This window comes from Streptococcus mitis (assembly GCF_003942795.1).
GTDB classification, from domain to species: Bacteria; Bacillota; Bacilli; order Lactobacillales; family Streptococcaceae; genus Streptococcus; species Streptococcus mitis_BJ.
The window spans coordinates 1-14,466 of the sequence record NZ_RJNY01000018.1 but is presented as its reverse complement, the minus strand read 5'-3'; the positions used below and the strand labels follow the sequence as shown (position 1 = coordinate 14,466).

Below are 14,466 nucleotides of genomic sequence, written 5' to 3'. Positions count from 1 at the left end.
TTAAAAAAAGACAGTCTTAGAAGACTGTCTGAAATAACTTAGATTATTTTACAAAATCAAGCAATGCCAAGAAGCTTTCAGCTTCAAGTGACGCACCACCAACAAGGGCACCGTCAACGTCTGGGCAAGCCATGTATGAAGCAACGTTTTCAGGTTTAACAGAACCACCGTATTGAACACGAACTTTGTCCGCAACTTCTTGACCAAAGTCAGCTGCTACAACGTCACGAACAACTTTACACATTTTTTGTGCATCGTCTTGTGAAGCTGATTTACCAGTACCGATAGCCCAGATTGGCTCATAAGCGATAACTGTTGAAGCAACTTGTTCAGCTGTCAATCCAGCCAATGCAGCAGATACTTGAGCACCTACGAATTCAGCAGCTTTACCAGCTTCGTAAGTTTCAAGTGACTCACCACAACAGATGATTGGAAGCATACCGTTTGCAAAGATTGCTTTTGCTTTTTTGTTGATATCTTCGTCAGTTTCATGGAAGTAGTCACGACGTTCTGAGTGACCGATCACAACGTAGTCTGTACCGATTTCTTTCAAAACTTGTGGGCTAGTTTCACCAGTGAACGCACCTGCATTTTCAAAGTAGCAGNTTTGAGCAGCAACTTTAAGGTTTGAACCTTTAGCAGCAGCAAGAACAGCTGTCAAATCAACTGCAGGAGCTGCGATACCTGCTTCAACAAGGTCTGATGAAGGAAGTTTTGATGCAACGGCTTCAACGAATGCTTTTGCTTCTTCTGGATTTTTGTTCATTTTCCAGTTACCAGCGATAAATGGTTTACGTGACATTTCACATACCTCTTTTTTCATTTTATTCACTATCATTCTATCATATTTATAAGGAGCTTGCAAACCTTACTCTAATTTTCAAGATTTTTCAAGCGACTAATCTTGCCACAAATTCATAGCATCGAGGAAATCATCTGAAGCCTGAACTTGTTTGGGATTGTTCGCTTCTCGCTCTGCTCGTTTGGCCTCCACCTGGGCCACAGACTGAATGCCTTCATGGCGCCAGTTTCGTAGGATTGCCTGAATGTACTTCCAGTTTGGTTTGCCATTAAAAACCGCCTCTCGGAGAGCTTCCTTGATCAAATCCGCCTTGATTCCATCTTCTTTGACAGTCTTAGAAAGATCTTCGATTTCAAATGGTGTTAATAAGCGTCCCAATTCCTGCTGAAAAGTTTCAACCAGATCCTTCAATTGATTTTTGGGGTTTGGGGCAGTTGTAGCTGGAGTTTGGGTATCCAACAAGCTATCTAAGCGTTCAAAAGCCAGACGAGCATCAAAAATGAGCTCAATTTCACCATTTAGTTCAATGGTCCGATATTGTAGCAAACCATTTTCTGTCAAATTCGAAATGGATTGGTTGACATCTGCTACCTCTTTCCCAATGATTTCAGCAATCTGACTAGGCGAAATATCTCCTAAGGCTGTGGTATTTTGTAAACAGAAAAATTGCCAGACGAGAAAATCTTCGCTGGAAGGAAAGAGTTCCTTAAAATGCAAGAGCAGGGCACTTGGCAAAACCAAGTTCCCTGTTTTAAAAGCGTCAAAATATGTCATAATTCCTCTTATAAATATCCAAATGCAGCCGCATCATCCTCTACCTTTCTCCAGTCAAAAGGGGTTTCTTGATAAACTGCATAGTTTACCCAATTGCTAAAAAAGAGGGCAGCTGATGAAGACCAACAGAGACAAGGCGTCTCATTTACATCATCATTTTTAAAGTAGTTCTCTGGGATATGAGGATCGAGTCCCGCCTCACAATCACGAAAATACTCTCTTGCCAAAGTGTCACGATCGTACTCCAAATGACCAAAACTATAAATCTCACGCAGATCTCGACTAGCTAAGATAGAAACCCCAACCTCAGGACCTTCTGACAGAATCTCAAGATTGGTCTTATTTAAGATTTCTTCTTTCAAAATCTCAGTATGACGAGAATGAGGAGCTACATAGCGATCATCAAAACCTCTAAAAAGAAGGTGCCCCTCTTTTAAGGTATCCTGTGGGTAAATACCTGATAGCTTCCGATCCATCTGGTGCTTTTCAACGCCATAGCGAACATAAAGACCTGCTTGCGCTCCCCAACAGATATGCAGGGTTGAAAAAACATGCGTCTTGGACCATTCGATAACCTGCTTGAATTCCTCCCAGTAATCTACCTCTTCAAAAGGCAAATGCTCCACTGGTGCTCCCGTGATAATCATTCCATCAAAAAAGTCATCCTTGACCTCTGGAAAGGTCTTATAGAAGGTTTCCATATGTTCGGCTCGGGTTGTCTTGGAATGATGCGTTTCCATATATAAGAAATCAATATCTAATTGCAATGGTGTATTAGCCAAATGCCGCAAGAGTTGCGTTTCTGTCACCATCTTTTGGGGCATGAGATTTAAAATCAAAATCCTCAAGGGGCGAATATCCTGATGAGCGGCCCGTTGGTCGTCCATCACAAAGATATTTTCTGTCCTTAAAATCTCCACAGCTGGTAATTTTTTATCAAGTCGAATCGGCATAATACCCTCCTAACAGTTCTCTATTTCGGGAATGATCTTGTCTGTTTGAAAGTAAAAACCTCCAAATACTTCTTCCCTATATTATACTGTATGAAGATATAGTTTTCAATTATAGTTTTTCTCTAACTAGCTATAGTTAATTTATATAGCTGATGAAGAGAAAACAGCCCAAAGGACTGTTTTTTATTAATAATGCATAAGTACCTTGTAATCGTAATCTCCGATTTTTTCACGGCCCTTAAGCTCATCCAGTTCAATCAAGAAAGCACAACCAGCTACAATTCCACCAAGTCTTTCAATCATCTCAATTGTTGCCTTGACAGTTCCGCCTGTTGCTAAGAGATCATCTACGATGAGAACGCGTTGACCTGGCTTGATTGCATCAGCATGCATGGTCAAGGTATCAATACCATATTCTTTCTCATAGTCAGCAGAAATCACTTCACGTGGCAATTTTCCTGGTTTACGAACGGGTGCAAAGCCAATCCCCAACTCAAAAGCAACTGGGCAGCCAACAATAAATCCACGAGCCTCTGGTCCCACAATCATGTCGATTTTCTTATCAGTTGCATACTGAACAATTTCACGAACAGCGTAGCTATAAGCATTTCCATCTGCCATCAAAGGGCTGATATCACGGAAGGTGATGCCTTCCTTAGGATAATTTTCAATCGTTGCGATATAATCTTTTAAATTCATCTTTTTCTTTCTTTCAAAGTTTTTTACTCTCTATTATACCATATTTTCTGTGAAAGAAGAAGAGGAAACGCACTATTGCTACAAACCTGATCAATGAACTGATTTTTCTAAAAGGTCATACTCATAAAAAAGACGAGCACTTTCGTACTCGTCCTTTCTTTTATAAACTACTGATTAAAGTGAGTTTACGTCAACTTTGATACCAACACCTTGAGTAGTTGTGATAGTCAAGTTTGTTACATAAGTTCCTTTAGCTGTAGCTGGTTTTGATTTTTGGATTGTTTCGTTGAAAGCTTTGAAGTTTTCAACCAATTTTTCAGCTTCAAATGATACTTTACCGATGATTGCTTGAACGTTACCTGCACGGTCAGCACGGTAAGTAATTTTACCACCTTTAGACTCTTCAACTGCTTTAGCAACATCCATTGTTACAGTACCAGTTTTAGGGTTTGGCATCAAGTTACGTGGTCCAAGGACACGTCCAAGACGTCCAACAAGAGCCATCATGTCAGGTGTAGCGATAACTACGTCGAAGTCCAACCAACCGTCGTTGATTTTCGCAACAAGATCATCTTCACCAACAAAGTCTGCTCCAGCAGCTTTTGCTTCTTCAGCTTTTGCACCACGTGCGAAAACAAGAACGCGTGAAGTTTTACCAGTACCGTTTGGCAATACCATTGCGCCACGGATTTGTTGGTCAGCTTTTTTAACGTCGATGTTCAAGTTGTAAGCAACTTCTACAGTTGCGTCAAATTTTGCAAAGTTGGTTTCTTTTGCAAGTGCTACAGCTTCTTCTACACTGTATGCTTTTGTGCTGTCGATTTTCTCAAGAGCAGCACGAAGTTGTTTGCTTTTTTTAGCCATTTTCTATTCTCCTTGTAAGTGGTTCAATCGATTTTCATCTCCCACGTCACTCCTCGAAATGATGAAGTCTTGCGGGTTTTCAGTCTATTATTTTCCTTTTCCTACTTCGTTCAGTTCCTTTGCTGTACCTAAGTACAAGCCTCAGTCACTTGCCTAGTATGAAAAGCAACTAATAGACTGCTGTGAGATTTTCTACTGTGTTATTGATTAGTCAACAACAGTGAATCCCATAGAACGAGCAGTACCTTCGATCATACGCATTGCAGACTCAATGTTTGCTGCGTTCAAATCTGGCATCTTAGTTTCTGCAATTTCTTGTACTTGTGCACGAGTAACTGTAGCAACTTTAGTTTTGTTAGGTGTACCTGATCCTTTTTCAACACCTGCAGCTTTTTTCAAAAGAACAGCAGCTGGTGGTGTTTTTGTAACGAAAGTAAATGATTTGTCTTCGTATACTGAGATAACAACTGGAATGATCATACCAGCTTGGTCAGCTGTACGAGCGTTGAACTCTTTTGTGAATCCCATGATGTTGATACCAGCTTGACCAAGAGCAGGTCCAACTGGTGGAGCTGGTGTAGCTTTACCAGCAGGGATTTGCAATTTTACAAGTTTTTCGACTTTTTTAGCCATTTTTAAATCCTCCTTTGTGGTTTTGGCGGTAATTAAAGATTTTTACCTCCCACAAGTATGCTTTACACATACCCATCTATTATACACTATTTATCTAAAAATGCAAGAGAAAAATTTCTTTTTTAATCGACGTAATCTCCGCCTTCAAAGCCATAGTATTCTTCCAAACTAAGGCCACTTGCAGCAATTTCTTTGGCCTCTTTTCCGACGTAGCGAAGATGCCATTCTTCCGCCATATAGCCAGTCTCTTTTTCCTTGCCTTTGAGATAGCGAACAACAAAGCCATAGTCAGCCGCATGATCCAAGAGCCACTGAGCTGCTTTTTCTTCTGTTACCAATTCTCCATTAGTCCCAATCAAATCAAAAGCAAGACCTGTTTGGTGTTCACTGTATCCAGGGCGAGCTGAGTAGCGATCTGCTGCTTCCTTACCGTCTTGATTCACATAGTCTTGATAAAGTTTGGTTTGAGTTTCATAACTTCTAAAACCACTGTAATGATCGCTGATTGGGTAGCCAGCTGCTTGCATTGCTGCAATGAGTTTGACCAACTCTGCCTTAGCTGTTGGATTTTCGCCTGGATTATAGTCTTTTGACAAAGGATAGTGCTTATTAGCTACGACGATTTCATCGTATTTCCCTTGTATACTATAGTGATCTCCCTTATTGACAACTTCTGCCTTTTTCTGACTAGAAGCTTGAGATTTACTTCCTACAGTCCCTTCAGATTGGCTAGTTTGTTCCGTTTTTTGAGTATTTTCTTCATTTTTAGGTTGTTCTTGAGAACATGCTGCTAGGGTTACTGCTAGCAAACCAGATAAAACGATATATCTTTTTTTCATTTTTTACTTCCTCTCTTAGACCACGTGCTTCTCTAATTCATCGGATAAGGCTTTAATCATTTGTTCCAACTCATGGGATTTCACTTGGCAATCTTCTGCCGCCATTTCTTCCCAGGGCACCCACCAGACTGGACCACGGCCATTAAGTCCATGACCCCTCATATCACCTGATCGCCTTGGAAAGAGGTGCCAGTGGGCGTGGGCATCTCCATTTCCTAACAGTTCGATGTTCATCTTTTCAGCTTTAAACGCTTTGGCAACGGCTTCTTGGACCAAACTCATTTCCTCTAGAAAACGAAGTTTTACAGAAGTCTCCATATGGTGGAGTTCTGTGACATGCTCCTTTGCTAGAAATAAGGTATAGCCCTTAAAGTATTGATGGTCTCCAATAACAACATAGCCTGTTTCTAGTTCTTTTACAAAGTAGGGATTCTTCCCTGCCTTGATCCATTCAATTCTTTGACAAATCAAGCACATATTAGTCTACCAATGCACTCTTGAGATAAGCATCGACCATACGCTCAGTCGCCACGACCGAATCAATGTGTGTTCGTTCGTAAGAGTGACTTGACTCAATACCAGCTCCAAGGAGGGCATGCTTGACTTCTGCTCCTGAAGACATGGCTGCGGAAGCATCCGAACCGTAAAATGGATAGATGTCGAGCTTAAATGGAATATCTTGCTCTTTCGCCAAAGCTACCAAATGTTGACGGAAGTCATAGTGATAGGGACCTGAAGCGTCCTTGACACAGATAGATACTGTGTACTCATCCGTCTGCTGGTCATCGCCCATAGCTCCCATATCAACAGCTAGATATTCCACCACTTGAGTTGGAATATTGGAGTTGGCACCATGGCCCACCTCTTCGAAGACTGAAAAGGCAAAATGTGTCGTCATTGGCAAGTCAATTCCTTCTTCTTTATAAACTCGAAGGAGATTGAGTAAAATCGCTGCGCTGACTTTGTCATCCAAGTGACGTGACTTGATAAAACCAGTCTCTGTCACGACAGTTCGCGGGTCAAAACTGATAAAATCGCCGACCTCGATGCCCAAGGCGCGGGTTTCTTTTTCATTGGTTACTTTTGCATCCAAACGCACTTCCATATTGTCCTGCGTACGTTCAGCAGTTCCTGCATCTTTGTAGACATGGCAAGAAGTTTGGTGGATGAGGATGGTTCCAGATACCTTTTTACCTGTGCTAGCCACATGAACCGTACAGTTTTCCCCCTCAATCATGTTCCAAGGAAAACCACCGATACGATCTAATTTGAGACGACCATCCGGTTTGACAGCACGGACAATAGCACCCAGCGTATCCACATGGGCTGTCACATAGCGTTGTTGCTCATCATTTTGACCTTTAATGGTCACATTGACACCGCCCTTGGCTGTGCGAACAGGCTGGTAACCAAACTCTTCTAAAGTATGGACCAAGTAGTCTGAAATCTCACGAGTGAAACCCGTTGGTGATGCAATAGCGGTTAGTTCTTTGATATAGTTTATAGTCTGATTCATTTCTTCACCTCTTTCCTACCATTATAACATTTTTCTAGTCAGACTCCTTCTCAAAAGGAGAAAAACTATGTTTAGTTGCTTTCACTATAGATCCATGTTATAATACAAATACTTTGATTATGAAAGGAAAGTAAAAATATGAAATCATACTTTAAAGTATCACTAGCCCTTGTGGCTTCACTTGTCCTCCTACTCGGATGTTCCAAACAAGTATCAACACCTACTAACAGCAGTACCAAAGAAGACACAACAACTCAGTCAAGTGAGAGCAAACAAAGCAGCCAACAATCATCTGAAAAGAAAGATGAGACAGAAACTCACACATTTGTCCACAATAGCAAACCTGGGATTCATTCTACCTTGACTTATACTGTGAAGGGAGATGACGTTGTAAAACAAACTGTTCATAATGTACTTGACCCTGAAAAACTTAATAATACTGCGGAAGGTATTAAGGAAATTGTTGACGATACTTATAAAGGTTATGAAGGGGTCAAAGGGGTTACACAAAAAGTTGAAATTCAAGACGAAAAAGTTATCCAAAACATCGAGGTTGACATGACTGTCGCGAGTCTTGACGAATTGAAAAAAGCAATGCCAAACGAATATTCTGGTATTGGAAACCGTGTAAGCTTTGCTGCCTCGAAAAAAATGCTTAAAGAAGCTGGTTATACTGAACAAACCAACTAATGAGTCGTGCTCATACAAAAAATTCTTGGTCGATGACCAAGAATTTTTTTATTCCATCTCAAAAACGTCACTCTCTTGCTTGTTTGGTAGAACCAGTGAAAGCAAGATTCCGATAATAGCTGGCACTAGCCATGGAAGAGAGGCAGCTGCAAACGGAAGAGCATTGACGAGATTTGCTAGAAACTCAATCTTAAAAGAACTTCCAAGGACGCTTGCAAGAGCAATCGCTGTAACAAGCCCAATAGTTAACTGCATACCTGGTTTTGATAGGGCGATAAACTTATTAACAATCACAATCATCACAATGGCGATGGTGATTGGGTACAAGATTACCAGTACTGGAACTGAATACTTAATAATGGCATCAAGACCAAGGTTTGCAATAGCAAATCCAATCAAGGTAAAGGCAGTTGCATAGACCTTGTAGCTGATTTGTGGGAAACGTCCATTAAAGAACTCAGCTGTAGACACAATCAATCCAACTGTCGTTGTGAAGCAGGTTACAGTTACCATAACAGCAAGGAAGAGTTGAGCTGTTGAACCAAAGATTTCTTGAGTAGCTTGCGACAAGATATAAACACCTGGTGTTCCACCCTTCATCGCTTCTGCTGGTACCGGGAAGTGATTTCCAAGGAATCCTAAACCGATGTAAAGAGCGCTAAAGGCAAGGGCAACAACGATACCAACCACCCAAATAGTTGAAATGTATTCTTTCTTACTGGAAAATCCAAGTTGTTTCAAGGTTTGAACAGCAATCACACTGAAAGCAACTGAAGCAAGGGCGTCTAAGGTATTATACCCTTCTAGGAAACCTGTCCCAAAAGCAGAGGATTGATAGGCTTCTGAGGCTGCTTGAGGACTTGTTCCACCATACTTGAAGGCACCTAGTACAACCAAGATAACGATCAACAAGGCAAAGACTGGCGTTAAAACACGTCCGATTCGATCCAAGATTTTTGATGGATTAAGCGAAATCAAATAAGCCGCTGCAAAGTAAAGCACAGTAAAGACAATCAAGCCAAGACCTTTATTCGCATCTGATAAAAGGGGGCTAATCCCGACTTCGTAAGCTGTTGTGGCTGTACGTGGAATGGCAAAGAAGGGGCCAATTGATAGATAGAGGACTGCAAGATAAAGTGTCGCAAACCAAGGTGAGATTTTCTTAGAAATCTCGTAAATGTATCCTTTCGGGTTTAGTGTTCCAATAATAAGTGTCAAAACGGCGATACCGACGCCTGAAAAGACAAAACCTGCAATAGCAGGAAGAAAATGTTCTCCAGATAGGGCACCTAGAGAAGGCGGAAAAATCAAGTTCCCCGCACCAAAAAATATTCCAAACAGGAGCAAACCTGTTAGGGCACCTTTTTTAGCCATAAAGAATCTCCTTCATATTTCTAAAATACTGACCTAGTATATCACGAATAAGAGTATGAAAAAAGCATCACGAAGTAAATATTGAATGTTTTCAATATTTTTAAAAATAAGAATTATCTAAAAACAAAATTCTCCTACCTAGTCCACACCAAGTAGGAGAAATGCAAAATTTTAAAGATTTTCAAAGGCCGTCATTCCACCTTGAACATTGATGACCTTGTATCCATACTCCTCCAAGAACTGGCAAGCACGAGTTGACCTCATCCCAGATTTACAAATGACATAATGCAAGAGGTCCTTGTCCAACTGATCATAAGTATCAGCCAATTGACTAAGCGGTAAGTTGTGTGCACCTTCTAAATGAAGCGTCTCGAACTCTTCTACTTCTCTCACGTCTAAGACTGAAAGGGACTCTTTCTGGTAAAGCTGGTAAAATTCATCAAAGGCTATTTCTTTCATTCTTTTTCTCCTAATACTCTTCGAAAATGTCTTCAAACCACGTCAGCGTCGCCTTACCGTAGGTATGGTTACTGACTTCGTCAGTTCTATCCACAACCTCAAAACAGTGTTTTGAGCTGACTTCGTCAGTTTTATCTGCAACCTCAAAGCTGTACTTTGAGCAGCCTGCGGCTAGCTTCCTAGTTTGCTCTTTGATTTTCATTGACTATAAAATGGTTTTAATTCTTTTTTTCAAATCGGGCACTACTTCTGCCTCAAACCAAGGATTTTTAGCCATCCAGATTTGATTTCGTGGTGATGGGTGAACTAGAGGGAAAAATTCTGGTAGATAGTCTTTGTAGCGTTTTACCCGCTCTGTTACCTTGCCACTAACCTTCTCATGAAGATAATAGGCCTGGGCATATTGTCCAATCAAAAGGGTCAATTCAATATTTGGACATTCCTTGAGGAGTTGTGGGTGCCATTTTTCGGCAAAGCCTTTACGGGGTGGAAGGTCGCCTGATTTTCCATGTCCTGGGAAATAAAAGTCCATGGGAATAACTGCAAACAAGCCCGAATTGTAAAAGGTATCTTCATCTACACCTAGCCACTCACGCAGACGATCACCACTCTTATCCTTCCAATAAATCCCAGCTTCTTGCGTTTTAAACCCCGGAGCTTGACCGACAATATTGATGCGAGCAGTTTTTGGCGCCGCAAAGAGAGGTTCGATTCCGCGTTCTGTGTAGCTGGCATTCTGTGGATCATCCATAATAGCTTTCTTGATTCTTTCAATTTGAGACATCTGTTTTCCCTCCAAAAAGAAGTCTAAGCATAAAATCTCAGACTTCTATCGTTTTATTTGATCAATTCATAGATAGCTTCTGCATAGATTGCTGCTGCTCGGAAGAGATCGTCCAAGGCGATAAATTCGTTGGCTTGGTGCATGGTGTCAATTGAGTCTGGGAACATCGCACCATAGGCAACCCCACGTTCCAGCAAGCGGCCGAAGGTTCCACCACCGATGACTTGTTCGTGACCTTGAAGCCCAGTTTGTTTTTCATAAACATTCAACAAGGTTTGCACAAGTGGATCTTCCATCGGTACATAGTGAGGTGTATGACCGTGTTCAGAAAGACTAACAGAAGCAACTGGCAAGTTTTCAAGAACTGATTTGATTTGCTCTGGACTTGTTCCTTTTGGATAACGGAAGTTGAGGGCAATGGTATTATCAGTACTTGCTTCGTCAAAGCGGAAAACACCTGCATTCATAGAAAGGGCACCCATCTTTTCATCAACATGAGCAACCTTGAGATTTTCACCCTCATGGTCATTCAAGAGAATCTTACCAGCGATGTCAAGGTAGTCTTTGGCTGGTCCAGCAAAGTCAAATTGGCTGAGGAAGAGTGCTAGGTAAGTAGCTCCATTGACACCTGAAGCAGGCATAGCACCATGAGCTGATTTACCAATCACAGTCACCTTGTACTGACCGTTTTCTTCTTTGATTTCTCCTCTGAGTTTGTACTCTGCAACAAAGGCATCTAATTTAGCTTGCAAGTCAGCCAAGTCACCTGAAACGACTGCTGTTGCTGATTCAGGTACCATGTTTTCACGTAAACCACCTGTAAAACTGTGAAGACGGGCAGCGCCAGTATTTTCACCCGCAAAGTGAAGATATTCTGTGATGTTTCCTTTTTCACCGTTGATGATAGGGAACTCAGCATCTGGAGAGAAACCGAAGTCTGGTTTTGCTAGTCCTACATGTTCAAAGTAGTAATCCATGTCTGCCCAACCTGATTCTTCGTCTGTTCCGACGATGAAACGAACTTTTTTAGAAGTTGGAAGACCCAATTCCTTGATGATTTTCAAACCATAGTAACAAGCTGTTGTAGGCCCCTTGTCGTCCGAAGCTCCACGCGCATAGAGGCGACCGTCTTTGATAGTTGGTGTATAAGGGTCTGTATCCCAACCGCTACCAGCTGGTACCACGTCCATATGGGCAAAGATTCCGAGAACTTCTTCTCCTTCACCAAACTCAAAATGTCCTGCATAGTTATCAACATTTTGAGTTGGATAGCCATCACGATCTGCGATTTCAAGAAATTTTTCCAAGGCTTTTACTGGACCAGGTCCAAATGGATGATCAGCATCCGCCTTGCTGTCATCACGTTCTGAGTTGATTTCCAAAAGGCTAAACAAGTCAGCCAAGAGGTCTTCTTTGCGTTTTTCTACTTCTGATGTAAAATCAATTGCTGTCATCTTTTTCTTCCTTCTATCTTTTCTCGATGATTTCATCTACTGGCAAGCGGTAGCTTGGTTCCAATTTTTCGTCTGTGTAACCCACTGTAATCAAGAGTTCTGGGCGGAAACGGTCTTCGATGTCCAAAACTTCGTTGGCTTTTGATTTGTCAAATCCAAGAATAATGTTAGAACCGATTCCCTGGTCTGTCAGTGCCAGAACCAAATTCATGGCAACCAAACCCGCATTGAGGGCTAGATAGTCGCTGACTTGTTGTTCACTGTAACGGGCAAACTCGGCAGGCAAATTCTTCATAAAATATTGAAGTTGCTCTTCTGAGAAATTCTTTGCGCCGCCAACACGGGCAATCTTGCGGGCACGTTTGGCAAGATCTGTATCTGTAAACAAGGCAATGGTCACTGGTGCTGATGATACCTGCTCAAAGTTCGAACCATAAGCTAATTTTGCCAGTTCAGCATTTTTCTCACGAACAACCACAAACTTCCATGGCTGGCTATTGTGGGCACTTCGGGCTAAGGTTGCGATTTCGATAGCCGTACGCACATCTTTGGGATCTACCGGTTTATCAGTAAAATGCTTGGTCGCATGACGTTTTTTATTTAATTCAAGAAATTTCATAATCGATTTCCTTTTCTAATTCTACTGCTTCCATTCTACCATAATTTGAAAGAGCTTGCAGAGATTTTTCATAGGAAAAGCAAGAGCAAAACAAACTGCTCTGTGCAGTTTGTAGTCATTATTCTATTCACTCACTATAAAATTAGCAAATGGAATCATACTGAGATAGCTTCTCCGTTGTCACTTCTTCCAACTTTTTCTTTACCTGACCTTTTATGGCCGTATCCATCTGCGATTTTATTTTCCCAATAGCGACTTTTGTTTCCTCCGCACTTTCTCTCACTTTTTCTTTATAATCGGTTTGTAAAGAATTTTTTTCCTTTAGGATTACTGCCGCCATTGTATAGATTCTATTCCTCTCCATCATGAGATACATCTGACGTAAAGCAAATTCATATTCTTCATCTGTGTAATATTCATTTAATGGTGCGAGCATATGACCTCCTTAAATCTCCGATTGTCTGTTCTAACTCGTCTTGCTTTTTACGATAATCTCTGTCTAACACCTCTTCATGGTACTGCAATTCATCTTCTCTACGCCTACACGCAAACTGAGAATCCTCCATCAATTGTTGTAAACTCCTATAAAACTGTTCTCCATCTTGGTAACTATATTGTCCTTTTTGAAGAAAAGCAGTCATCTTACCAGCTTCGTCTTCTACGATTCGGGCAAAGCGGTCTCGACGTTCATAGAGTTCGTTGCGTTGATTCGTAAACGTTGCTTTCCGCTTTAGATACTCATCTTCCAAATCATAATACTCTTTTTCTTTTGCTTTTAACTTTTGGAAGACTAAATCCGACTGTTCCATTTTCTAAATTCTCCTGCCAATTCCTTATCTGTAGCCAGTNTATTCTCAATGACTTGGATAATCTGTTGGTTAAAGGTATCAAACTCTGTGGCTAGTTTTTCAGCCTTTTGATTCATTTGCTCAAAATCTTGCTCAACTGAACCGACAATCGTATCCTGAGTCACACCCGCAGACGCAAAAGTCGATAGAACTTCATCATAACTCAGGTATTGGAAACCACTAAAGTCAAGCTGATCCCATAGTTCTTGTGCTTTTGACACCACCTCCTCTTGAAGGTGCTTGATGTCGTCTGCACCAGCTCGAGCTGCATTAGCCATCCCTTCCCCTAGTGCCATCCCCTGCAAGCTATCCAAATATATCTCTTCCCTACTTGACAAGCCATCTGCCGAGAGGTAGCTTTTGATTTTTTGGTAGCGGTACATACCTGCTGTTGCTTCTGCTAGCGCTGTTACTTTGAGATTTGTGACACGTTTTCCATCCAAATCAACTAACTGACCATTCTCATCAAATCGCCACTGGGACAAGTTATGATATTCTAGCTTGTCCCCCCAGTTATCTTTTGAAGGATAGATGTAGGGATAAATGGCTGTTTGAGTCGTATTTCCCGTAATATTGCCAATAACATCATACTTATGACGGTAATTGCGAAATTGTTCTGGATGTTCTTGCATGTACTTAATTTCTTCTTTCGAAATCAAGTTATGAATATCTGGCCCATTATACCCAACATTGGCATAACCTCGCTTTAAAGCAACATACATAGCCAGAGACTCTCCAAGCGAATGCCCCGCAGTTGTGATTTTAGCAGAGGGATAAGTTTTTTCGATTTCTTCCGCAAAACTCAGAGCCGTTTGGAATTGAGATTTTCTAAATGTCTTTGTTTTCGAATCCGACAACATCCGTCTATCACCAAATCCTATTGATTGGATATCTGTTTGGATGTCAAGTTGATCGTCTTTATTCGTGCCAGCATAAGCAATCACTACATGGCTATCATCCACATTCCCATTTTTATCCACAGGAGCAACCGCCATCGCCTGCATACCGTTGGAGGTGTTGTCTTTTGCACTAAGAACTCGAAATTCACCTAGTCGTGTATCATTATCACTAAAATTATATGTTTTGTTTTCTTCTATATGGTATTCACAATCAGTTTTATTTTTATCCACCCAGTATGACTTATCAACTAGCCATCTA

18 protein-coding genes are annotated in these 14,466 nt (G+C 41.2%); 1 reads left to right on the top strand and 17 read right to left on the bottom strand.

What is annotated here, in order from left to right; all coding sequences use genetic code 11:
• Nucleotides 1-43 precede the first annotated feature (43 nt).
• The 9 genes from tpiA to D8847_RS08060 form a co-directional block, all read right to left on the bottom strand.
• The gene (gene tpiA, locus D8847_RS08100; RefSeq protein ID WP_125841234.1) at nt 44-802 is read right to left on the bottom strand and encodes a triose-phosphate isomerase; all 759 of its coding nucleotides are present in this window, start codon (nt 800-802) and stop codon (nt 44-46) included.
• 96 nt (nt 803-898) lie between these two features.
• On the bottom strand, nt 899-1,576 hold the full coding sequence (locus D8847_RS08095) for a DnaD domain-containing protein (RefSeq protein WP_125841233.1): 678 nt from the start codon (nt 1,574-1,576) through the stop codon (nt 899-901).
• An 8-nt stretch (nt 1,577-1,584) separates the two neighbouring features.
• The gene (gene metA, locus D8847_RS08090; protein ID WP_125841232.1) at nt 1,585-2,529 is read right to left on the bottom strand and encodes a homoserine O-acetyltransferase MetA; all 945 of its coding nucleotides are present in this window, start codon (nt 2,527-2,529) and stop codon (nt 1,585-1,587) included.
• A 186-nt stretch (nt 2,530-2,715) separates the two neighbouring features.
• On the bottom strand, nt 2,716-3,228 hold the full coding sequence (locus D8847_RS08085; protein ID WP_001049315.1) for an adenine phosphoribosyltransferase: 513 nt from the start codon (nt 3,226-3,228) through the stop codon (nt 2,716-2,718).
• Between the two features lie 174 nt (nt 3,229-3,402).
• A complete protein-coding gene (gene rplA, locus D8847_RS08080) occupies nt 3,403-4,092 on the bottom strand; it encodes a 50S ribosomal protein L1 (protein WP_001085676.1) in 690 nt (229 codons plus the stop codon).
• Nucleotides 4,093-4,299: 207 nt separating this feature from the next.
• Nucleotides 4,300-4,725, bottom strand: a complete 426-nt coding sequence (gene rplK / locus D8847_RS08075; RefSeq protein ID WP_001085808.1) for a 50S ribosomal protein L11 — start codon at nt 4,723-4,725, stop codon at nt 4,300-4,302.
• 122 nt (nt 4,726-4,847) lie between these two features.
• Nucleotides 4,848-5,564: an LD-carboxypeptidase LdcB/DacB gene (ldcB, locus tag D8847_RS08070; protein WP_000747745.1), complete on the bottom strand. Its 717-nt coding sequence runs from the start codon at nt 5,562-5,564 to the stop codon at nt 4,848-4,850.
• Nucleotides 5,565-5,579: 15 nt separating this feature from the next.
• On the bottom strand, nt 5,580-6,041 hold the full coding sequence (locus tag D8847_RS08065) for an HIT family protein (protein ID WP_125841231.1): 462 nt from the start codon (nt 6,039-6,041) through the stop codon (nt 5,580-5,582).
• 1 nt (nt 6,042) lies between these two features.
• Nucleotides 6,043-7,080 carry a M42 family metallopeptidase gene (locus D8847_RS08060; RefSeq protein ID WP_125841230.1) on the bottom strand — a complete coding sequence of 346 codons (1,038 nt, stop codon included), beginning with the start codon at nt 7,078-7,080 and terminating at the stop codon, nt 6,043-6,045.
• A 138-nt stretch (nt 7,081-7,218) separates the two neighbouring features.
• Here D8847_RS08060 and D8847_RS08055 point away from each other — a divergent pair, with 138 nt between their 5' ends.
• The gene (locus D8847_RS08055; protein WP_125841229.1) at nt 7,219-7,770 is read left to right on the top strand and encodes a DUF1307 domain-containing protein; all 552 of its coding nucleotides are present in this window, start codon (nt 7,219-7,221) and stop codon (nt 7,768-7,770) included.
• A gap of 48 nt (nt 7,771-7,818) precedes the next feature.
• On the opposite strand, the gene brnQ is transcribed toward D8847_RS08055, so the two are convergent.
• The 8 genes from brnQ to D8847_RS08010 form a co-directional block, all read right to left on the bottom strand.
• Complete coding sequence (brnQ, locus tag D8847_RS08050) at nt 7,819-9,144, bottom strand: branched-chain amino acid transport system II carrier protein (protein WP_125841228.1); 1,326 nt, start codon at nt 9,142-9,144, stop codon at nt 7,819-7,821.
• A gap of 171 nt (nt 9,145-9,315) precedes the next feature.
• Entirely contained in the window at nt 9,316-9,603 is a 288-nt protein-coding gene (locus tag D8847_RS08045) for a rhodanese-like domain-containing protein (RefSeq protein ID WP_000658239.1), read from the bottom strand.
• Nucleotides 9,604-9,808: 205 nt separating this feature from the next.
• A complete protein-coding gene (locus tag D8847_RS08035) occupies nt 9,809-10,387 on the bottom strand; it encodes a uracil-DNA glycosylase family protein (protein WP_125841226.1) in 579 nt (192 codons plus the stop codon).
• A gap of 53 nt (nt 10,388-10,440) precedes the next feature.
• The gene (gene pepV / locus D8847_RS08030) at nt 10,441-11,841 is read right to left on the bottom strand and encodes a dipeptidase PepV (RefSeq protein ID WP_125841225.1); all 1,401 of its coding nucleotides are present in this window, start codon (nt 11,839-11,841) and stop codon (nt 10,441-10,443) included.
• A gap of 13 nt (nt 11,842-11,854) precedes the next feature.
• Nucleotides 11,855-12,460 (bottom strand): nitroreductase family protein, encoded by a 606-nt coding sequence (locus D8847_RS08025; RefSeq protein ID WP_125841224.1) that lies wholly within the window; start codon nt 12,458-12,460, stop codon nt 11,855-11,857.
• A 142-nt stretch (nt 12,461-12,602) separates the two neighbouring features.
• Nucleotides 12,603-12,896, bottom strand: a complete 294-nt coding sequence (locus D8847_RS08020; protein ID WP_125841223.1) for a hypothetical protein — start codon at nt 12,894-12,896, stop codon at nt 12,603-12,605.
• Complete coding sequence (locus tag D8847_RS08015) at nt 12,877-13,269, bottom strand: hypothetical protein (protein WP_125841222.1); 393 nt, start codon at nt 13,267-13,269, stop codon at nt 12,877-12,879. Before D8847_RS08015 ends, D8847_RS08020 begins: the two co-directional genes overlap by 20 nt.
• Complete coding sequence (locus tag D8847_RS08010; protein WP_419991702.1) at nt 13,251-14,405, bottom strand: triacylglycerol lipase; 1,155 nt, start codon at nt 14,403-14,405, stop codon at nt 13,251-13,253. Before D8847_RS08010 ends, D8847_RS08015 begins: the two co-directional genes overlap by 19 nt.
• Nucleotides 14,406-14,466 lie beyond the last annotated feature (61 nt).